The sequence below is a fragment of the Streptomyces sp. NPDC031474 genome, assembly GCF_055581185.1.
In genome coordinates this window covers 317254-338058 of sequence record NZ_JBVIJX010000008.1, presented here as the reverse complement: position 1 = coordinate 338058, position 20805 = coordinate 317254, and the positions used below count along the sequence as shown (strand labels likewise).

15 protein-coding genes are annotated in these 20805 nt (G+C 70.6%); 6 read left to right on the top strand and 9 right to left on the bottom strand.

All coding sequences use genetic code 11. From position 1 onward, the window contains the following. Positions 1-2: 2 nt before the first annotated feature. From ACZ5SK_RS18745 to ACZ5SK_RS18710, 8 genes are all read right to left on the bottom strand, one after another. On the bottom strand, positions 3-806 hold the full coding sequence (locus ACZ5SK_RS18745; protein WP_319673407.1) for an ABC transporter permease: 804 nt from the start codon (positions 804-806) through the stop codon (positions 3-5). Further along, on the bottom strand, positions 806-1801 hold the full coding sequence (locus tag ACZ5SK_RS18740) for an ABC transporter ATP-binding protein (protein WP_334576142.1): 996 nt from the start codon (positions 1799-1801) through the stop codon (positions 806-808). The genes ACZ5SK_RS18745 and ACZ5SK_RS18740 overlap by 1 nt, the downstream gene beginning before the upstream one ends. A gap of 141 nt (positions 1802-1942) precedes the next feature. Continuing rightward, positions 1943-4819: a glycoside hydrolase family 2 TIM barrel-domain containing protein gene (locus ACZ5SK_RS18735; protein WP_334576140.1), complete on the bottom strand. Its 2877-nt coding sequence runs from the start codon at positions 4817-4819 to the stop codon at positions 1943-1945. A gap of 12 nt (positions 4820-4831) precedes the next feature. Further along, positions 4832-5728 carry a carbohydrate ABC transporter permease gene (locus ACZ5SK_RS18730; RefSeq protein ID WP_334576139.1) on the bottom strand — a complete coding sequence of 299 codons (897 nt, stop codon included), beginning with the start codon at positions 5726-5728 and terminating at the stop codon, positions 4832-4834. Further along, entirely contained in the window at positions 5725-6690 is a 966-nt protein-coding gene (locus ACZ5SK_RS18725; RefSeq protein ID WP_334576137.1) for a carbohydrate ABC transporter permease, read from the bottom strand. Before ACZ5SK_RS18725 ends, ACZ5SK_RS18730 begins: the two co-directional genes overlap by 4 nt. Positions 6691-6710: 20 nt before the next feature. Next, the gene (locus tag ACZ5SK_RS18720) at positions 6711-7976 is read right to left on the bottom strand and encodes an ABC transporter substrate-binding protein (RefSeq protein WP_334576136.1); all 1266 of its coding nucleotides are present in this window, start codon (positions 7974-7976) and stop codon (positions 6711-6713) included. 398 nt (positions 7977-8374) lie between these two features. After that, complete coding sequence (locus ACZ5SK_RS18715; protein WP_334576134.1) at positions 8375-9628, bottom strand: ROK family protein; 1254 nt, start codon at positions 9626-9628, stop codon at positions 8375-8377. Positions 9629-9780: 152 nt separating this feature from the next. Further along, positions 9781-11025 (bottom strand): FAD-binding protein, encoded by a 1245-nt coding sequence (locus ACZ5SK_RS18710; RefSeq protein WP_334576132.1) that lies wholly within the window; start codon positions 11023-11025, stop codon positions 9781-9783. 211 nt (positions 11026-11236) lie between these two features. Here ACZ5SK_RS18710 and ACZ5SK_RS18705 point away from each other — a divergent pair, with 211 nt between their 5' ends. The 5 genes from ACZ5SK_RS18705 (at position 11237) to ACZ5SK_RS18685 (ending at position 17714) form a co-directional block, all read left to right on the top strand. After that, the gene (locus ACZ5SK_RS18705) at positions 11237-12556 is read left to right on the top strand and encodes a radical SAM protein (protein ID WP_334576130.1); all 1320 of its coding nucleotides are present in this window, start codon (positions 11237-11239) and stop codon (positions 12554-12556) included. A 246-nt stretch (positions 12557-12802) separates the two neighbouring features. After that, the gene (locus tag ACZ5SK_RS18700) at positions 12803-14302 is read left to right on the top strand and encodes a cellulose binding domain-containing protein (RefSeq protein ID WP_468576305.1); all 1500 of its coding nucleotides are present in this window, start codon (positions 12803-12805) and stop codon (positions 14300-14302) included. A gap of 266 nt (positions 14303-14568) precedes the next feature. After that, positions 14569-15726, top strand: a complete 1158-nt coding sequence (gene rsgA / locus ACZ5SK_RS18695; RefSeq protein WP_457493730.1) for a ribosome small subunit-dependent GTPase A — start codon at positions 14569-14571, stop codon at positions 15724-15726. Between the two features lie 102 nt (positions 15727-15828). Continuing rightward, a complete protein-coding gene (locus ACZ5SK_RS18690) occupies positions 15829-17208 on the top strand; it encodes an AlkA N-terminal domain-containing protein (protein WP_361705478.1) in 1380 nt (459 codons plus the stop codon). Then, entirely contained in the window at positions 17205-17714 is a 510-nt protein-coding gene (locus ACZ5SK_RS18685) for a methylated-DNA--[protein]-cysteine S-methyltransferase (RefSeq protein WP_334576126.1), read from the top strand. Before ACZ5SK_RS18690 ends, ACZ5SK_RS18685 begins: the two co-directional genes overlap by 4 nt. 7 nt (positions 17715-17721) lie before the next feature. On the opposite strand, the gene ACZ5SK_RS18680 is transcribed toward ACZ5SK_RS18685, so the two are convergent. Beyond that, positions 17722-18204 carry a DUF456 domain-containing protein gene (locus ACZ5SK_RS18680; protein ID WP_334576125.1) on the bottom strand — a complete coding sequence of 161 codons (483 nt, stop codon included), beginning with the start codon at positions 18202-18204 and terminating at the stop codon, positions 17722-17724. A 275-nt stretch (positions 18205-18479) separates the two neighbouring features. Between ACZ5SK_RS18680 and ACZ5SK_RS18675 the strand changes: the two genes are divergently transcribed. After that, the gene (locus ACZ5SK_RS18675) at positions 18480-20750 is read left to right on the top strand and encodes a protein phosphatase 2C domain-containing protein (RefSeq protein ID WP_468576304.1); all 2271 of its coding nucleotides are present in this window, start codon (positions 18480-18482) and stop codon (positions 20748-20750) included. Positions 20751-20805: the final 55 nt, after the last annotated feature.

Sequence of the window (20805 nt, the reverse complement as noted above, 5' to 3'; positions counted from 1 at the left end):
CGTCAGCCCCCTTGCGAGATGACCTGCCGGGCGGCGAGTCGCCACACCAGCCGGGTGAACAGGGCCAGCGCCACCACCCACGCGGCCTGCACCAGCAGTGCGGGCCCGGCGTCCGACAACGGGATGCGGCCCACGTAGAGCGACAACGGCACGCTCAGCGTGGCCTGGAACGGCAGGAAACCGCTCAGCGTGACGAACCAGTCGGGGAAGAACCACAACGGCGCGTACACCCCGGACAACAGGTTCTGCGCGAAGATCAGGATGAGCATCGCGGCGCTGTTGCGCAGGGTGAAGAAACACAGCTGGTCGATGACCAGCATGACGTAGTACAGAATCCACTGGCCGAGCAGCAGACTCAGCGCGAACACCCCCGCCACGGCGGCCGACCCGGGCGGTTCCACCACGCCGGCCGCGAGACAGACCGCATACCCGGTCAACGCCCAGGCCAGACCGTACAGTTGCTCGCCGAGGGCGCGCAGGGCGTAGTAGCGCTGGGGTGACAGCGGGCGCAGGTACCAGTACACGATGGTGCCGAAGTGCATGTGCTGGATCACGCTGTCCCGGCCCGCGTACTGGTCGAGCTCCCGCAGCCGGGAGGCGAGTACGGCCAGTACGGCGTAGGTGACGGCCTGGTCGCGGGTCATTCCGGCGGTGGTGCCGGTGTGGGCGTACAGGCCGTGCCACAGGGACGCCACCAGCACCACCTGGACTGCCAGGCGGAGCAGGACGGCGGTCATCCGGGGCGGGGTGTGCAGCTCGCCGAGCGGGGTGACGCGCGCGGCACGCCAGGCGTGCAGGACCGCCATCACATGTCCCCGGCCTGCACGTACGCGGCCCGCATCACGTCCTCCAACTCGGCCTCGTCCAGGGCGATGTCCGTCACGTCGTACCGGTCGATGACCGACTTCAGTGCCTGGTGCACGGTCGGCGCACCGGATCCGTCCGGGCCGAAGACCACCCGCGAGCCCTCGTGCCGCAGGACCGCGATCCCCGGCAGCGCCACGACCTCGGCGCGCGGGTCGGCAAGGGTGGCCCGCACCTGCCAGGTGGAGCCGAACCTGCGGCGGATCTCGTCGAGGGTGCCGTCCAGGACCAGCCGTCCGTGGTTGATCAACACCACGCGCTCGGCGAGCCGTTCCACCTCCGTCATGTCGTGCGTGGTCAACAGGACGGTGCGGCCGCGCTGTTCGACCTGATGCCGAAGAAACTCGCGGACCTGCTCCTTGACCACCACGTCCATCCCGATCGTCGGCTCGTCGAGGAAGACGACCGGCGGGTCGTGCAGCAGCGCCGCGGCGAGGTCGCAGCGCACGCGCTGGCCGAGGGAGAGGTGGCGCACCCGGGTGTCCCAGAAGGAGGAGAGCTCCAGAAGGTCGTCGAACTCCTTCAGGCGCGCGGCGTGTTCGGCCTTCGGCACCTCGTAGATGTCGCGCAGGATCGCGAACGACTCGCGCACCGGCAGGTCCCACCACAACTGGGTGCGCTGCCCGAACACGGCCCCGATGTTGCGGGCGTTGCGTTCCCGCTCCCGGTACGGCGCCACGCCCGCGACGCGTGCCTCGCCGGAGGTGGGGGTGAGGATGCCGGTGAGCATCTTGATGGTGGTGGACTTTCCGGCGCCGTTCGGGCCGAGCAGGGCGAGGAGCTCGCCCGCGGCCACGTCGAAGGTGATGTCGCAGACGGCGTGCTTGGCGACCCGCTCCGGGTTGACCAGGGAACGCAGGCCTCCCACGAGGCCTGGCCGGCGGACGGTGGTGTGGAAGGTGCGGGACAGGCCGCGCACCTCGATGCTGCCGATCACTCGTTCAACCTCCAGTGAAGCGCGGCCGGCCGACTGGGAGCCGGCCGGCCGCGGGAGACGTCATCACCGTGTCGGAATCTGGATCAAAAGGTCAATCGATAAATCGATCTCCTCGGCCGATCGGTGTCGTCGACCGGCCGGTCAGCCGGTTGCCGTGAAGACGAACGAGAACTCGGCGGGCACCGCGTTCAGGAAGTACTGCGGCAGCGGGCCCGGCCCGCAGGACTGGGAGCCGAGACCGTGCTGACCGTGGTCGAGGTTGACCCACACCGTCCCGCCCGGCACGAGGTCGGAGCGATGCCGGGCGGCGTCCAGCTGCTCGCTCGTCCAGCGTCGTGCCGTGAACCAGAACTCCGGGTCGCCTTCGACGCGCAGTCCGCCGAGCTCCGCCCAGCGGACGTCGGCACGGGCGCCGTTCTCCTGCGGACGGACATACGGCGTCTGCATACCGTCGACCGTCGACTGCCAGCGGCCGACCGTCGACGCCGCCCTGCTGTCCGGATACGCCTCGCCGGGGCCGCCGCCGAACCACGTCAGCCGGTCGGCCTCGGAGAGCCCGAAGCGGACGCCGAGGCGGGGCAGCGGCACCGTCCAGTCGCCCTCGGGAGTCACGGACACGGTCAGCTGTACCCGGTCGCCGTCCGACGACCATCTGTACACCGTCGCCAGGCCTTGCTCCCAGGCGGCCGGCGCCACCCGGGTCCGTACCGTCAGCGCGTCCGGGCCGACCTCGACCGCGTCCAGCCGGTGCCGCATCCGGTGCAGACCCAGCTTGCGCCAGAGCACGCCGTGCCGGACGTCCGACTGCCAGGGCGCGCCGTCGTCGTTGTCGGTGGTCGCCCGCCACACGTCCAGACGCAGCCCGGTCACCTCCACCGGGCCGATGGACCGCAGCTCGCCGGTGCGGGCGTCGAACGAGGCCGGGCCCAGCGTGATGAGCCGTTCGCCGACGACCGGGACGGCGGTCGCGGTGACCGACGGCAAGGTGCGTGCGGCGACGGGGACTTGGCCCCACGCCACCACATGCCCCTCGGACGCCCAGGCGGTGTCCTCGGCCAGCAGCGCCCGGACGGTCCAACCCGTCTCCGCGCCCGCCGGGGCATCCGTCGGCGGCTGCGGCAGCTTGACGTCGGCCGACTCGCCCGCCGCCAGCGCCGGCACCGTCAGGTCGCCCGACGCGACGGTCTCGCCGTCCACCTGGAACGCCCAGGTGAAGGCCAGGGCCGACAGGTCGGCGAAGTCCTGCTTGTTGGTGACGCGGACGGTGCCGTCCTCGGACGCGGTGAGGGCGACCGGCTCGATCACCTTCTTGAACTCGACGAGGCCGGGAGACGGGGTGCGGTCCGGCAGGACCAGGCCGTCGCACACGAAGTTCCCGTCGTGCAGTTCCTCGCCGAAGTCCCCGCCGTAGGCGTAACCCAGCTCGGGGTGCTTGATGCCGTGGTCGATCCACTCCCAGACGAACGCGCCCTGGAGCCGGTCGTGCGCCTCGAAGATCCGCTGGTAGTCGGCCAGTCCACCGGGGCCGTTGCCCATGGCGTGGGCGTACTCGCAGAGGATGAAGGGCAGTTGGCGTCGACGCAGCGTGCCGCCGTCCAGCCTCCGGCCTATCCGGTCCACCTCCTCGTGGAAGGCGTACATGCGTGAATAGACGTCCGTGTCACGGCAGTTGAGGTCGCCTTCGTAGTGCACGAGGCGGGTGGTGTCGCGGCCGTGGATCCAGTCGGCCATGGCGGTCAGGCCGCGCCCGGTGCCGGCCTCGTTGCCGAGGGACCAGATGACCACCGAGGGATGGTTCTTGTCCCGTTCGACCATGCGGGCGGCGCGGTCGAGGAGGGCAGGTGTCCATCGGTCGTCGTCGACCGGGTTGTCCCGCCAGTCCTGCTCGACGAAGCCGTGGGTCTCCAGGTCGCACTCGTCGATCACCCACAGCCCGTACTCGTCGCACAGGTCGAGGAAGGCCGGGTGGGGCGGGTAGTGCGAGGTGCGCACGGCGTTGATGTTGTGCCGCTTCATCAGCAGCACGTCCTCGCGCATCGTTTCCGGGTCGAGGGCGCGGCCTGTTTCCGGGTGCCACTCGTGCCGGTTGACGCCCTTGAAGAGGATCGGCCGGCCGTTGACCTTGATCAGGCCGTCCGCCAGCTCGACCGTGCGGAAACCGATGCGCAGCGCAACCCGCTCGCCCTCCGTCACCAGCTCGCCGTCGTACAGCGTGGGCGTCTCCGCCGTCCACGGCTGAACCGGTACCGTGACCGCTTCCCCCGTCGGGACGTCGACGCCCAGCGCGGGGACGGTCACCCGCCCGTCGACGTCGGAGTCGACACGCAGGGTGCCCTCGGCCGAGACGTGGTCGTAGGAGGCGTGCACGAAGAAGTCGAGCACGCTGCCCGCCGGGCGGTGCAGCAGCGTGACATCACGGAAGATGCCCGGCAGCCACCACTGGTCCTGGTCCTCCAGGTACGAGCCCGCCGACCACTGGTGGACCCGGACGGCGAGGATGTTTCCGCTCGGCCTGAGCAGATGCCCGACCGCGAACTCGTGCGCCAGCCGCGAGCCCTTGAACTCGCCGATGTCCGTGCCGTTCAGCCAGACCCGGGCGCAGGACTCGACACCGTCGAAACGGAGAACGAAACCGCCTTCGGACACATCGGGCCACCCCTGCGGCAGGTCGAAGACGCGCAGGTGGTCGCCGGTCGGGTTCTCGGTCGGGACGCGGGGCGGGTCCACCGGGAAGGGGTAGAGGTGGTTGGTGTAGACGGGCGAGCCGAAAGCGCCTTCGCCCTGCAAAACCCAGTGTCCCGGGACCGTGACCTCGGCCCAGTCCCCGGCGTCGTACCCCTCCTCGGCGAACGAGTCGTCCTCGGCGTCGGCCGTCGCCGACACGCGCAGCCGCCAACGTCCGTTGAGCGACAGCGATCTCGCGTCCGAGGACGCGTACCAGGCGCGGGGCGGAAGGGCCCCGGCGCCCGGCGAGACGTCTTCTACGTAACCGATGTCAGTGGTGGTGCGGAAAGACATCTGTCTCCTAGCTCAGCCCTTGATGCCGGTCTGCGCGATCCCCTGCACCAGCCAGCGCTGGAGGAAGAGGAACACGAACACCAGGGGCAGGATGGAAAAGAAGGTGGCCATGAAGATCAAATGGAAGATCACGGTCTGGTTGGTCATGTAGTTGGAGAGCGCGACCTGGACGGTCCACGAACCCGGGTCCTGGCCGATGACCAGCGGCCACAGGAAGGAGTTCCAGCCGTTGATGAAGGTGATGGTCGCCATCGCCGCGAAGAAGTTCAGCGAGTTGGGCACCACGATGCGCCAGTACGCACCCCAGTAGCCCAGTCCGTCCACGCGCGCGGCCTCCTCCAGCTCCTTGGGGAACCCCAGGAAGTACTGCCGGAACAGGAAGCAGGTGAAACCACTGAACAGGCCCGGGATGATGAGACCCCGGTAGGTGTCCACCCAGCCGAGCGACGACACCAGCACGAAGCTCGGGACGAAGGTGACCGCCGTCGGCACCATCAGGGTGCCCAGGACGGCGTAGAAGACCTTGTTGGCGTGCTTGTACGGGATGCGGGCGAGAGCGTAGCCCGCCAGCGAGCACACCAGCAGGACGCCGATGGTGTGCAGCGTGGCCACGACCGCCGAGTTCCACAGGGACTGGGCGAACGGCACCGTCTCGTCGCTGAACAGTTCGCTGATGTTGCCCCACTGGATGTCCGTGGGGAAGAACTTCCAGTTCTCTCCGGTGATCTCGGCATCGGTGGAGAGGGCGTTGCGCAGCAGAAGGTAGAACGGGACCAGGAAGAAGAAGGCGGCGGTCCCGGTGGCGATGTAGAGGCCGGTGGAGCTCATCACGCCGCCACCGCGCCGGGTGCGACGGGGCTTGTCCGTGGACGGAACGGGTTCCTGCACCTCGGGCATCGTGGTGGTCACTTGGACTCATCCCCCCTTCCGAAGCCCAGGAACTTGCCCTGGAGCAGGGTCACGGCGCAGATCAACACGGTCAGGATGACCGCGCCGGCGCTGCCGGAACCGTAGTCCTGGCTCTCGCCCAGGGCCTTGTAGTACAGCTCGACGAGGGGCGGACGACCCCATGTGGTCTTCGACAGGAGGTTGAAGAACTCGTCGAAGGCCTGATACGCCGCGATGAGCAGCAGCAGGATCACCGCGGTGGACGTGGCGCGCAGTTGGGGCAGGGTGATGTAACGGAAGGTCTGCCAGCCCGGCTTGGCGCCGTCGATGGCAGCGGCCTCGTACAGCTCGCCCGGGATGTTCTGCAGCGCCGCCAGGAAGAGAATCATGTAGAAACCGGACTGCAGCCACAGTCGCGCGGAGACGATGACCACCCAGTACCAGGGCGGGTTGGGGTCGACCAGCCAGGCGATGTTGTCGATCCCGAACCAGCCGAGGACCGTGTTCATCAGGCCGAAGCGGACTCCGCTGAAGATGGACATCTTCCAGATCAGCGAGGCGGCCACGTAGCTGCACGCGGTCGGCAGGAAGAAGACCGAGCGGAAGAAGGCCCGCATGAAGCGCAGCCGGTTCACCAGCAGGGCCAGGCCCAGCGAGAGCGCCCAGGTGGTGGGCACGATGAACGCGGCGAAAGCGGTGAAGGTGCCGAGCGAGCCGACGAAGTCGTCGTTCGTCAGCATGTACTTGTAGTTCTCGAAGCCGACGAACTTGTCGGGTGTGACGGTGAAGCGGGCCTCGAAGAAGCTGAGCCAGAGGCTCCAGAGGATCGGCGCGTAGACGAAGATCGCCAGACCGATGAGGAAGGGCCCGGAGAAGAGCCAGAAGTTGAAGGTGGGGCTGCCCCGCAGCCCCCGCCGCGGCTTGGCCGGTGAGGCCTTCGCCGGGGCGGGGCGCGCGAGGTCGCGCGTGTTGGTCGTCGACATGTCGTGGTCCGTCCCGCGGCCTATCCGAACAGCTTCTTGAGCTCGCGGTTGACAGCCGCGTCGGCCTTGTCGAGCGCGGCCTCCGGGTCCATGTCCTTGCGGACGGAGTTGGCGAAGACGTCCTCGAGCGAGGTGATCATGGCCTGGGTCCAGCCGATGTTGTCGAAGTGGCCGAACTCGTTGAAGAGCCGGACGCCCTCAGCGGCGTTGCCCGACTTGAGCTTGGTGGCGGTCTGCGCGATCGAGGTACGCGGCGGAATGTGGAAGCCGAAGGACGTGGCCCACTCCTCCTGGTACTCCTTCTGGTCGATCCACAGCCACTTGACGTACTCCTTGGCGGCCTCGACGTTCTTGCCCTTGGCGTTGACGAACATCGACCAACCGCCGTTGTACACCGACTGCTTGCCGGAGTCGATGGTCTTCGGGAAGGGGAAGACTCCCCAGTCGTCACCGAGCGCCTTCTGGATCGCCGGCATCGCCCACATGCCGCAGAACTGGATGGCGCACAGGCCCTGGATGAACGAGGAGGGGTCCCAGGACGCGGTCGGCGCGCCGAGGAGGAGGTGGCCGCTGGTGAACAGCTTGCGCATCTTCTTGATGCCCTCGACGACGCCTGGGGTGTGGTAGGCGATCTGGTTCTTCTCGTCGAGGGTGTCGGCGCCCGCGGACCAGATCATCGGGCTGATGACGCTGTGCAGGTCGTCGCCCATGTACAGGCCCTTGACCTTGCCGGTGGTGAGCTTGGCGGCGGCCTCCGCCAGCTCGTCGAGCGTGGTCGGCACCTGGACCTTGGCCTTCTCCAGCAGCGACTTGCGGTAGAAGAAGAACTGCGGGTCGTCGATCATCCGGACGCCGTAGATCTTGCCGTCGACCGTGTGCGACTTGATGTCAGCCGGGTTGAAGTCGCTCTTGACCGGGTCGATGATGTCGGTCAGGTCCGCCACCTGACCGCTCTTGATCATCTGGATCTGCGGGTGGAACTCGAAGAGGTCGGGCGCGCTCTTGGTGAGCAGCGTGGCGAAGAGCTTGCTCTCGAAGTCGGCGCTGGTGATCCACTGCGTGGTCACGTTGGCCTTGTCGTAGGCCTTCGCGTACTTCTTGATGGCCTGCTCGGTGCCCTGCTCGCCGTACGCGTGGAAGAACTGCGTCAGGTTGACGCCCGAACCGGATCCGCCGCTTCTGCCGTTGTTGCTGCCGCACGCGGCGAGTGTGCCGGCCGCTGCCATACCGGCGGCGGCCCGGAAGAGTGATCGGCGGGACCAGTTGCTGTTGCTCATTGCCGACATGGTGACGTCCTTGTCTCGAGTACGGCTGCGACTCAACGGCTTCAGCGCCAGATGGCTCGAATGGCGTTGCGGAGCGGGACGTTAACCTTCGGCTAAGGCTTCGGCAAGGGGTTGGACGAAGCCTGTTCGAAGCGTTGTGATCGGTTCGGAATGGCGAACGGCGGGGTGGCAAACGTGGGTGTGGGGCGGTGACGGAACGGGTAACTCGGCTGGGCCAAAAGGGGGTTGAGGGCCGCCGGTGTCAGGGCCGGCGGCCCTCGGTCAGTGGGTGGTTCTCCCCTACATCTGCCGTTTTGGCTGTCGCCGCTGCGGTTCTCGCGGAGAGGGCAGCCGGGAGGACCCCGTGACCGCTACCGCTAAGACGGTTGCGGTGGTGAAGGCGGTGCGGTTTCGCCGGTTCATGCAGAGGGTGCGATACGGCTCCTGGCTCGTGCGGGGATGGTTCGCTTCGTGTTCCGCTGCCCGACGGACTGCAGCGCCCCTTCGAGCGCGAACGTCGCCGCACCGAGACAGGCCGGGTCGCTGGGGATCGTGGAGAGGACGATCCGGTTGGCGGCCAGCGGCCGATTCAGCGCGTGCCGGGCGACGGCCTCGCGGACCTCGTCGAGGAGGGGTTCGCCGAGCCGGGCGGCGACCCAGCTGCTCAGCACGACCACCTCGGGGTTGAGGACATTGACCAGGTTGGCGATGCCGGCACCGAGGTAACGGGCGGTGTCGCGCACGACCTTGACGGCGATCGGATCGCCCGCGGCGACCCCGGCAGCCAGGGCGTCGACGGTGGCGGTCTGGTCCTCGGGATGCAACAGCGGGCTCTGCGGGCTGAGTTCACGCAGGTTCTGCATGATCCCGGGCGCGCCGACGTAGGTCTCCACGCAGCCGTGGTTGCCGCACCGGCACAGCCGGCCGTCGAGCACGAGCGTCGTGTGCCCCCACTCGCCGGCGCTGTTGCTGACCCCCCGGTGCAGCGCGCCGCCCAGCACCAGTCCGGCGCCGACGCCGGTGCCGAGGTTGACCACCACGGCGTCCCCGTGCCCGCGCGCTGCCCCGAACCACAGTTCGGCGACCGCGCCGGCGCGCAGCGGATTGTCCAAGTACAGCGGATACGCGATGTGTTCGGAGAGCAGGTCGAGCAACGGCACGTCGTGCCAGTCCCAGTTGGGCGCGTACTCGGAGATGCCGGTGGCGCGGTCCACCTGCCCCGGCACGCTCACCCCGACGCCCAGCACCCGGGCGGCCTCGACCCCGGCCTGCGCGACCACCGAACCGGCGGCCGTCGCGACATGGCCGACCACCTGCTGCGGGCGGCTCTCGCCGGGCCGCATGTTCTCCTCGGCGCGCGCCAGCACGTTCAGGGCGAGATCGAACAGCTCGACATGGACGTATGTTTCCGCGATGTCCACGCCGATCAACGCGCCCCCCGACGCGTTGACGGCCACGAGGCCCCGGGGGCGGCCACCCGCCGAGTCCTCGAACCCGACCTCCGTGATCATGCGGAGGTCGAGCAGTTCGCCGACGAGAGTGGCGACGGTGGCGAGCGAGAGACCGGTCGCGGCCGCGAGCTCCTGCCGGGAGGTGGGCGAGGCGGCGATGATCTGACGCAGCACCTCGTAGCGGTTCGCGGTGCGGATGTCACGTGATGTGCCGCGCTTCATGGAGCGTGCCCTCTCATCCCTTCCGTCCCCTTCCGTGCCGGGCAGGCCGGTACGGCGACGGCACCGGCGCCGCGTCAGGTTATGGGGTGCCCCACCGTTCGACAAGGGGTTAGGAAAGGGGCTTTATTAAGTCGGTGGAAGTCAGCCAATCGTCAGCCTTCCAGGACGTCCCGTACGAAGGCGTTGGTGAACTTCCCGGCCGGATCCAGTACCCGGGCCAGGGCCGTGAAGTCGCCTGCCCGGGCATACCGCCCGCGCACCACGTCGGCCGGCAGCTGGAACACCTTGCCCCAGTGCGGCCTCGGCCCGAAGGGATCCAGCGCGGTTTCCACCGCCCGCACCACCGGAAGCACGGCCGCCGTGTCCTCGATCCAGGTGAAGTGGAACGCCACGGTGTCCCGGCCGTAGGAGGGGCTCAGCCACTGTTCGTCGGCGGCCACGGTCCGCACTTCGCAGGTCTGCAGCACAGGGGCGACCGTCTGTCGTATCCCGTCGATCGCATGCAGAGCCTCGACGGCATGTCCGCGCGGCAGCAGATACTCGCTCTGCAGCTCGTTTCCGCTGCTCGGAGTGAACTCCGCCCGGAAGTGCGGCAGCCGCTCGTGCCACGGCCCCGGCGCCCCGAACTGCTCGGTGCAGTTGATCGCCGGCATACCCGGCACCGGGTGCAGCGCCCGGACGGCGGGGGTCGCCCACGGGAAGTCGGCCAGGGGCTCGTCCGTGCGCCGCTTCACCCACACCTGCCGGAAGCCGGGCGCACCCCAGTCGGTGAACAGGCTGACGCTGTACGCCGCCCCCGCCACCGTCTCGAAGTCCAGCCCCTCCAGGGGCAGTTCGGTGAACACGTGCTGCTCGACCTCGTAGCCGGGTTCCAGGTCGAGTACGAGCGCGGTGACCACCCCGAGGGCGCCCAGCGAGGTGACGGCTCCGCCGAAGCGCCGGTCGCCACGCCCGATGACGACGGTGGACCCGTCGGCGGTGACGATCTCCACCTCCCGTACGGCGGCGGCGAGCGGGCCGTTGCGGATCCCGGACCCGTGCGTACCGGTCGCCACCGACCCTGCGACCGAGATGTGCGGCAGGGAAGCCATGTTCGCCAGCGCCAGCCCGTGCTCATGCACCCGGCGCGCCAGTTCCGCGTACCGGACCCCGCCCCCGACCCGTACGGTCCGGGCCGCGGTGTCGACCTCGACCTCCCCGGCCAGGGCGTCCAGCGACAGGAGCACTCCGTCGCCGCCCGGCTCGGCGATCTCGTTGAACGAGTGCCCACTGCCCAGCACCCGCACCCGCTCGCTCTTCGCCACGAGCGAGCGGAGCGCCTCGAGGGAGTCCGGGCGGTGCAGCTCACCGGCGGCAAAGGTGATGTTGCCGGCCCAGTTGGTAACGGTTTCGGTCATGCGGTGATCCTTCCTGAGGAAACGGAAATCGGGAAGTCGCAGCCACAATTCGGTGGGTCCGATACATATGACCGATATGCCGGATCCCGACCTTCGATGCCGACCCCGATGCCGACGCCGACGGCGCGCGGAGCGGGGCCCCGGCACGACGGCCGGGAGGGCGGGGGCATACCGTGAGGAATTCGTACGCCTGAGCCGGGAGGAGAGACGGATGGGCAGCCGTACCGCGCTGGTCGAGGATCTGATGGAGCGGTTTCCGCATGTTCCGCGGGAGGCCGTCTTCAAGGAGGACCTGCTGCGCGGAGGCGTGGCCTTCGACCCCTCCGCCCTGAGCGACAACGAGTCGGGCGAGGTCAAGCCGAAGTCGTACTTCATCTTCTCCTTCGACCACGGCACCCTGCCCGAGCTCGGCGAGGCCGCGCTGCGCCGCCCGCCGGAGGAGATCATCCTCACCGGCGGACCGTACGACCTGCGGCGGACCGTCGTGTCGGTGCGCGTGAACCCGGCCTCGCCGTACCGCGTCGCGGCTGACGACGCCGGCCTGCTCGGGCTCTACCTCGACGGAACGCGCATCGCCGACGTCGGGGTGCCGCCGATGCCGGAGTACTACCGGCACAAGCTCTCCAACGGGAAGTCCGTCATGGAGGTCGCCCCCACCATCCAGTGGGGTTACCTCATCTATCTGACCGTTTTCCGGGTGTGTCAGTACTTCGGCGCCAAGGAGGAGTGCCAGTACTGCGACATCAACCACAACTGGCGCCAGCACAAGGCGGCCGGCCGGCCGTACACGGGCGTGAAGGACGTGGAGGAGGTCCTGGAGGCGCTCGAGATCATCGACCGGTACGACACCCAGAAGACGTCCACCGCCTACACGCTCACCGGCGGCGCGATCACGAAAACGGTTGCCGGGCGCGACGAGGCCGACTTCTACGGCCACTACGCCAAGGCCATCGAGGAGCGCTTCCCGGGCCGCTGGATCGGCAAGGTCGTGGCCCAGGCGCTGCCCCGCGACGACGTGCAGCGCTTCAAGGACTACGGGGTGCAGATCTACCACCCCAACTACGAGGTGTGGGACCGCCGGCTGTTCGAGCTGTACTGCCCGGGCAAGGAGCGCTACGTCGGCCGCGACGAGTGGCACAAGCGGATCCTCGACTCGGCGGAGATCTTCGGCGCGCGCAACGTCATCCCCAACTTCGTCGCGGGAGTCGAGATGGCGGAGCCGTTCGGTTTCACCACCGTTGACGAGGCGATCGCCTCCACCACGGAGGGGCTGCGTTTCTTCATGTCGCAGGGCATCACGCCGCGCTTCACCACCTGGTGCCCGGAGCCCACGACCCCGCTCGGCAAGGCCAACCCGCAGGGCGCGCCGCTCGAGTACCACATCCGGTTGCTGGAGGCCTACCGCGCGACCATGGACGAGTTCGGGCTCTCCTCGCCTCCCGGCTACGGCCTGCCCGGACCCGGCCGTGCGGTGTTCTCCGTGAGTTCCTTCATGGACAGTCTTCCGGCGCAGGACGAGGCGACCGTATAGTCCCCGGAACCGGTGTCGAAACTTGGCGCCGGCGTTGAACACACGGCGGTTCGCGTCCGTACAACAGGCCGGAGTAACGGGCGCGGCCGCCCCCTGCTGTCTTGTCCTGGTGTCCTGACATGACATCTGAACAGGGCGCTTGTCAGTTGTGTTGGAAACGTGAAAAGCTCTGCCTCTGCCGCGAGGTTCCCCCCAACTCCATTGCCGTCATGGTGAGTTGACCTCGCTTGTGGATGCAGGAGACCCATGCCCGACCTGCCGACCCCGAAGGACGCCGCCGAAGCCGCGCTGTTCTCCGAGTGCTGGGATGCCGTCCTGTCGTACGCCGACCTGTGCACGTCCGGCTCGACCGCGGCGAACCAGTTGGCCCGTGAGGCGTTCGCGCTCGGCATACGCGAGGCCCGCGCCGCCGAGGACGGGACCGCGCGAGGCGCCGGCCGTCGCTCGTCCCGGCTGCCCCGGATCCCCCTGCTGCTGACCGCCGTACGCGCCACGGCGGCCCACTGGGAGGCCCAGGGCCACGGCCACAAACTCGACCCGGACCTGCGCCTGTGGCTGAACTCCGGCAAGGCGGCCCGCTACGTCGGACCGCCCCTCAGCCGTCCCATAGCCCTGCGCGGCCTGCGGGACATGCAGGAAGCGGACGCCGCCCTGCTGTGGCTGGCGGAGGTGGAGGCGCTTCCGCTGCACGCCGTGGTCCGCCGGCAGGGCCTGGACCAGACCGCCGCGGTGGAGGAGCTGAACCAGGTCCGCGGCCTGTTCCGGGACCGCTGCCACCGCAACCACCTCGACACGCCGATGGATGCGGAGTGCCGCAGTTACGTCCGGCTCCTGGACGCGGTCACCCGCTCGCCCGCGGCCGACACGCCGCCGGACCTCTCCCGGCACCTCGCCACCTGCGTCGAATGCGCCGAAGCCGCGGCCTGTCTGCGACTGCACGGCGGCGGGCTGCCCGCGGCGCTCGCCCAGGGCGTCATCGGCTGGGGCGGCCTCGCCTACCTGGAGCGCCGCCGCCGCGCCTTCGAGGTGCGCCTCGGCCCCGGACGCCCCGAGACGCCCGACCCCGAGGGCGCGGCCGTACGGGCCGCCGCCGGCAGGGCGCGCGTGCGGCGCAACGCGCTTCTCGTCGCCGCCGTCCTCGTCTCCGGGCTGGCGCTCGCCGTGTCGATGATGCCCGGCGACAGCGGCGGTGACAGCGTTGCCCAGGGCGGCCCCACGGACAGCAGCCCGGTGGCCGGACCCGGCCCCTCCCTGCCGTCCGCCACACCCGACAACTCCGCGGCGCCGTCCTCGTCCGCCCCGAAGCCGTCCGCCGGCAGTACGGCGTCGGCGACGGACGGCGACGACACCGGCAAGCCCGACCCGGAGCCCCAGGGCACCTCCTCGGCCACCGCCGGTACCGGCGCGGGCGCCGGGGGGAGTGCGGACGGGGCGGCCTGCGAGGTCCGCTACGACCTCGTCAACCAGTGGCCGGACGGCTTCCAGGCCACCGTCACCGTCACGACCTCCAACACCCTCGACGACTGGCGGGTGGCCTGGTCCTTCCGCGACGGCCAGCGGGTCGACCAGATGTGGGACGCGAGCCTCGCCCAGAACGGCTCCCGGGTCACCGCGACCGCGGCGGACTACAACCGGTCCGTCGCGGCCAACGGCACCCTCAGCTTCGGCTTCCTCGCCTCCTGGCATGACAAGAACAGCGCCCCGTACGCGTTCGCCCTCAACGGGAAGCCATGCACGACGTCCTGACGTACCGTCACTGATTCGGACGGAAAACGGGTGGCACCGGAATGCGGGCTGCCTCTAAGGTGAGGATCGCTTCACGCGGTAGCCGTCGGCTGCCGTGGTCGGCCGAGTGAGAAACGGGAGGTGTGACCGATGACTGTCTTCGTGAGGGCCGTTGCCCGCAACCAGAAGATCATCCACTCCACCTCCGTGGCCTCCGGCTGACCTTTCCCACGTCGCACACCCATCGCGAGTGCGCGTGGCCGGGGCCGCCCTGTGAAGGGTTTCCCTTGACTCTCTCTTCGTCTTCCACTTCTCCTTCGTCGTCGTCTTCTCGTCCTTCGGGTTCGTCGCGCCCTCTCGTTTCCATCGGTTGGGACGAGGGCTGGGAAGCAGAGTTCGCTCCGCACGCCGAGCAGGGCCTCGTGCCCGGCCGTGTCGTGCGGGTCGACCGCGGACTGTGCGACGTCGTCACCCGGACCGGCACGGTCCGCGCCGACACCGAGTTCGTCGTTCCCCGTGACCCGATGAAGGTCGTGTGCACGGGGGACTGGGTCGCCGTCGACCCCGACGGCAGCGACCCCCGGTATGTGCGGACACTCCTGCCCCGCCGTACCGCCTTCGTGCGTTCCACCTCCTCCAAGCGGTCCGAGGGACAGATCCTCGCGGCCAACGTCGACCACGCCGTCGTCGCGATGTCCCTGGCCGTCGAACTGGATCTCGGTCGAGTCGAGCGGTTCCTGGCCCTGGCCTGGGAGTCCGGCGCACAGCCCGTCGTCGTGCTCACCAAGGCCGACCTGGTGCCCGACCCGGTCGCGCTCTCCTACCTCGTGCAGGACGTGGAGACCAGTGCGCCCGGCGTGCCCGTGCTCACCGTCTGCGCCCGCGACGGCGAGGGCGTCGAGGAGCTCGCCGCACTCCTCGGCCGAGGCACCTCCGTGCTGCTCGGGGCGTCCGGAGCGGGCAAGTCGACGCTCGCGAACGCGCTCGTCGGCGAGGACGTGATGGACGTTCAGGCCACCCGCGACATGGACGGCAAGGGGCGGCACACCACCACCACGCGTAACCTGCTGCCGCTGCCCGGCGGGGGCGTCCTCATCGACACGCCCGGGCTGCGCGGCGTCGGCCTCTGGGACGCGGGCGGCGGGGTGGGACAGGTCTTCTCGGAGATCGAGGAGTTCGCCCGGGGCTGCCGGTTCCACGACTGCGCCCATGAGGTCGAGCCGGGGTGCGCGGTGCGTGCCGCCGTCGACGACGGGGAGCTGCCCCTGCGACGACTGGAGAGCTATCGCAAGCTCGTCCGGGAGAACCAGTGGATCGTCGCCAAGTCCGACGCCCGCATGCGTGCCGACATCCGCCAGGACTGGAAGCGCAAGCAGGCCGAAGGCCGGGCCGCGGGGGAGGCGAAACGAGGGCGGGGGTCATGGCGACCTGCTCCGCCTCGCTGAACCGGGTAGGCGTGCACGTGTCCGGTCACCGGCCTGCGCCGCCTCAGCGTCACGTCCGATTTCCGCTAGCACGGTTTCCGTCGTGGGCGAAGACTGGAACCCATGACGGACCAGGAAACCCGCTATGAGGCGGTCCGCAGCAGGGACGCCCGGTTCGACGGCGAGTTCTTCTTCGCCGTCGAGACGACCGGCATCTACTGCCGGCCCAGCTGCCCCGCCGTGACACCGAAACGCCGCAACGTGCGTTTCTTCGCGACGGCCGCCGCCGCGCAGGGCTCCGGCTTCCGGGCCTGCCGGCGGTGCCGCCCGGACGCCGTCCCCGGATCGGCCGACTGGAACGTGCGCGCCGACGTCGTGGGCCGCGCCATGCGACTGATCGGCGACGGCGTCGTCGACCGCGAGGGCGTCACCGGGCTGGCCGACCGACTCGGCTACAGCTCCCGCCAGGTACAGCGCCAGCTCACCGCCGAACTCGGCGCGGGTCCGGTCGCCCTCGCCCGGGCGCAGCGCGCCCACACCGCGCGGGTCCTGCTGCAGACGACCGGCCTGCCGGTCACCGAGATCGCCTTCGCGTCCGGGTTCGCCAGCGTGCGGCAGTTCAACGACACCGTCCGGACCGTGTACGCCGCGACCCCGACCGAGCTGCGGGCCGCCGTCCGCGCGAGTCGCCGCAGCGCCACCCCGTCCGCAGGGATCCCGCTGCGGCTCGCCCACCGCGGCCCGTATCACGCGGGCACCGTGTTCGACCTGCTGGAACGAGAGGCCGTGGCCGGCGTGGAGGAGGTGAGCGGGCCGCTCGGCGCACGCACGTACCGGCGTACGCTGCGGCTGCCCCACGGCACCGGGATCGTCGCCGTGGACGAGCGGCCGGGCGACACCGGCCTGGCCACGGCCGTCCATCCCGGCGGCTGGCTCGACGCCCGGCTGCACCTCACCGACCTGCGCGACCTCACCACCGCCGTCCAGCGGCTGCGGCGGCTGTTCGACCTCGACGCCGACCCGTTCGCCGTGGACGAGAGGCTCGGCGCCGATCCGCGGCTCGCACCGCTGGTCGCCGCCCGGCCCGGACTGCGCGCGCCGGGGGCCGCCGACCCGGAGGAGTACGCCCTACGGGCGCTGGTGGGGCGGACGGAATCGGAACGCCTGGTCCGCGCCCACGGCAAGGTGCTCGACGCACCGTGCGGAACCCTCACCCACCTCTTCCCCGAACCGGCCGCCCTGGCCGGCGCCGGCGGAACCCTCGGCGCTCTCGCCGCCGCCCTCGCGGACGGCACCGTACGCCTCGACCCGGGCGTCGACCGGGACGACGCCCAGGAAGCGCTGCTCGCGCTGCCCGGCCTGGACGCCCGTACGGTGGCGGCGATCCGCGCCCGCGCTCTCGGCGATCCCGACGTAGCGCCGCCCGGCGCGGACGTGCCCGACAGCTGGCGCCCCTGGCGCACCTACGCCCTGCACCACCTGCGCGCCGCGGAGGAACGATGAACACCCCGACCGACCTGACGTACTACACCAGCGTGGACAGCCCGCTCGGCCCGCTGCTGCTCACCGCCGACGCGTCCGGCGTGCTGACGTCCCTCTCCATGCCCGGACAGAAGGGCGGGGCGACGGTCCAGGACGGCTGGCGGCACGACCCCGGGCCGTTCCGCTCCGCCGGGGAACAGCTCGCCGCCTACTTCGCCGCCGAGCTGAAGGAGTTCCGGCTTCCCCTGCGTGGCGACGGCACCGAGTTCCGTGAGCGGGTGTGGGCCGCCGTCGACTCCGTCCCCTACGGGGCGACCACGACGTACGGCGAGATCGCCGCCCGCGTCGGCGCCTCGCGGATGGCCGTACGAGCGGTCGGAGGAGCGATCGGGGCGAATCCGCTGCTGATCCTGCGGCCCTGCCATCGGGTGATCGGCGCCGACGGCTCGCTGACGGGATACGCGGCCGGGCTGGAGCGCAAGGTTCGGCTGCTCACGCTGGAGGGTTCCTTCCCGGCACCGCTCTAGTGGTGCCTCATCCCCACAGCACCGTCCCCAGCCACGCGCCCATGACGAGCAGACAGGTGAACAGCTCGGCGAGGATGCTGGAGCCGCCGGAGCGCATCGCGGTGCGCAGGGCCGCCCGTGCCTCACCGTGGCGGCCCAGGCGGAGCCGTTCGCAGAGGTAGATGCCGCCCATGAAACCGGGGATCGCGCCGAGCACGGGGAGCAGGAAGAAGCCGAGGAACGCGCCGAGGCCCGCGTACACCGCCATCCGGGGTGTCGCGCCGCTCGCGCGCAGCCGACGGGGCGGCAGGGCCCAGCGCACCACCTGGGACAGGAACAGCGCCAGCGTGGCCCCCATCGGCACGGCCCAGGCGACCGGCTGCGGGTCCTCCAGTGCCCACCACAGGACCGCGGCCCACACCAGCCACGATCCCGGCACACCGGGCACCAGCACTCCGCACAGGCCGAGCAGAATGACCAGTCCGACCAGCAGGAGTTCCCACACTCCCATCTGCCCAGGGTGCCCGAATCGAGAAGAAGACGCAGGTCAAGGGGGCGGAGTCGGAGGCCACCGACGTCAATCTGCCAAGGTGTGGCCACGGCGGAAACACGTGATCATCGGGTCCCGTGGGGGGAAAACCGCCCGGCGACCTCTGCCGCCTCAGGAAGCACTTCCGTCGCACTGCTGTTCCGGACGTCGCTCGACATACTGTTCGACACCCGTGCGGTGAATCATTTTCCGGATGCCCCGTTTTCATACGGCCCGTGCGGTGGACAATTGGGGGCATGAGCCAGCAGGGGGGAAGGTCCACCGGTCACGAGGACGACTGGTGGGGGCAGTTGTACGACGACTCCACCGAGGACACGGGGCCCACGCCCGCCGCCGACTCCCTGGACGACCGCTTCGCCTCGGCCGCCGGAGCGGTCCGCTCCGCGGGTACGGCGGCGCACTCCGAGGGTGCGACGGCCGGCACGGGGACCGCGGCGGGCGCGCGCGCCCCGGCGAGCGGTGCGGACGATGACACGCACCACCGGGACCACGGGGACGACTCGGACCACGTGGACGACTCGGACGACTCGGACCACGTGGACGACTCGGACGACTCGGACCGCGTGGACGGCGTGGATGAGGCAGGCCCTTCGGGTCCCGTCGGCCCGGTGTCGGCACCACGGGCCGAGCGGCCCGGTCCGCGCGGCCGGACCGATTGGTGGGCCTCGCAGGTCGCGCCGCCGACAGCGCCGCCGCCCTCATCGGAGGCCACTGTTCCGCCGCCCCGGCGCGGCCGCATGGCCGACTCCGGCTCCGCCCCAGCCACACGCCAAGGCACAGGCACAGGCACAGGCACGAGCTGGGACCCGGGGGACCCCGACAGCGGGCTCGCCGATGAGCGTGACGCCCGGCACGATGCTGGACGCGGCACCGGTCGGGACGTCGGCCGTCACGCGGGCCGAGGCATCGGCTGGGCCGCTGATCCGAACGCCTCTTCGGGCGCCGGTCAGGGTGCCGACGTCGGCGCACGCGGGGCCGAGACCGATCCGGGCGCCCGTCCGCCCGAGCGGTACCGCGCCCCCTGGGAACCGCCGTCAGCCACACCGTCCGGTCCCGAGAACTTCCTGCCCGGCCCACTGCCGCCGGGCTTCGACGAGCGGGCGCCCGGCGGTCCCGCATCCTCCACGCCCGACGGCCGCACGCCGACGGAGACACCGTCCGCCCCCTCCGCGCCCCCGGCACCGCCCTCCCCACCTGCGCCGTCCACCTCACCCGGGTCGCCGACAACCTCCCCCTCAGCGCCCACGGCTTCACCCCTCACCCCGTCCACCGCACCAACCGCACCAACTGTGCCGCCGCCCCCGCCCGCGCTGCCGCCCACTCCGGCCCACGCGCCGCCACCTCCGACCGCCCCCACCGCGCCCTCCGCCCCCACCGTCTCCGCCAGCGGCACCGCAGCCCCTCTCGCTCCGGCGAGTTACCCGTCCACCCTCAAGGGCGCCCCCGCCTCCGAGCGCCCCCCACTCCCGGCGCACGCTCCCAACTCCCCGGCATCTGCCGCACCTCCGGCACCTTCAGCAGCACCTGAGCGTGCTCCCGACCCGCAAAAGGACTACGTCGGTTCCGGGCCGCCCACCTACGATGCCGAGCCCACCGCCCTCCCGCTCGCCGACCCGGACGAGTTGGACGATCTCGTCGCCGACACCGTCCTGGACGGGGCCCGGTACGGGGCCTGGGCGTTGCGGGCCGTTTCCGTGCGGGGGGACTCCGCGCGGTACCGGGGCGAGCCGCGCCGTGACTCGCTGCTCACCGCCCGTTTCGGCGCGGGTGAGCATGCGCTGATCCTCGTCGCGATGGCGACCGGCGCCCGGGCGACCCCGGGAGCCCACCGGGCGGCCGCCGAGGCGTGCCGGTGGATCGGACGGGCCGTGGGCCGCAGTCACGTCCGGCTCGCCGAGGACATAAGGGCGGCCCGGCGTGGCGACCTGAAGTCCGGCCTGCACCGCCTCACCGACCGCAGCCTCGGCCGGCTCCGCGCCAGCGCCGCGGAACAAGGCCTGGCGCCGGAGGAGTACGCGGCCACCCTGCGCTGTCTGCTCCTGCCCGCCGACCCCGACTGCCGCACGCGCGTCTTCTTCGGTGTCGGCTCCGGCGGACTGTTCCGGCTGCGCGGCGGCGTGTGGCAGGACATCGAGCCGCAGGTGGGCGAGGTCGCCGGGGAGCCGGTCGTCGGGTTCGGGTCCCTGCCGGCCGAGACGCCCGAGGGCGACCGCCTCACCATGGACCTCGGCATCACGACCCCGCCGAACCCTTACGACCCCGCCCCCGAGCCGCCCCGCGAGCCCTTCCGCTTCCGTGCCTCCGTAGCCCGCCCGGGTGACACGCTCCTGATGTGCACCGGCGGCCTGGCCGAACCCCTGCGCGGCGAGCCGGAACTGTCCGCGCACCTGACGGGACGCTGGTCGGGCCCCACCCCGCCCGGGCTCGCCGCCTTCCTCGCCGACACCCAGGTGAGGGTGAAGGGTTACTCCGACGACCGCACGGCGGCGGCCGTCTGGGAGGCGTGACAGGGCCCCCGCGGCCACTGTGGAGGGGGGACCCGAGGAGACCGAGACCGAAGGG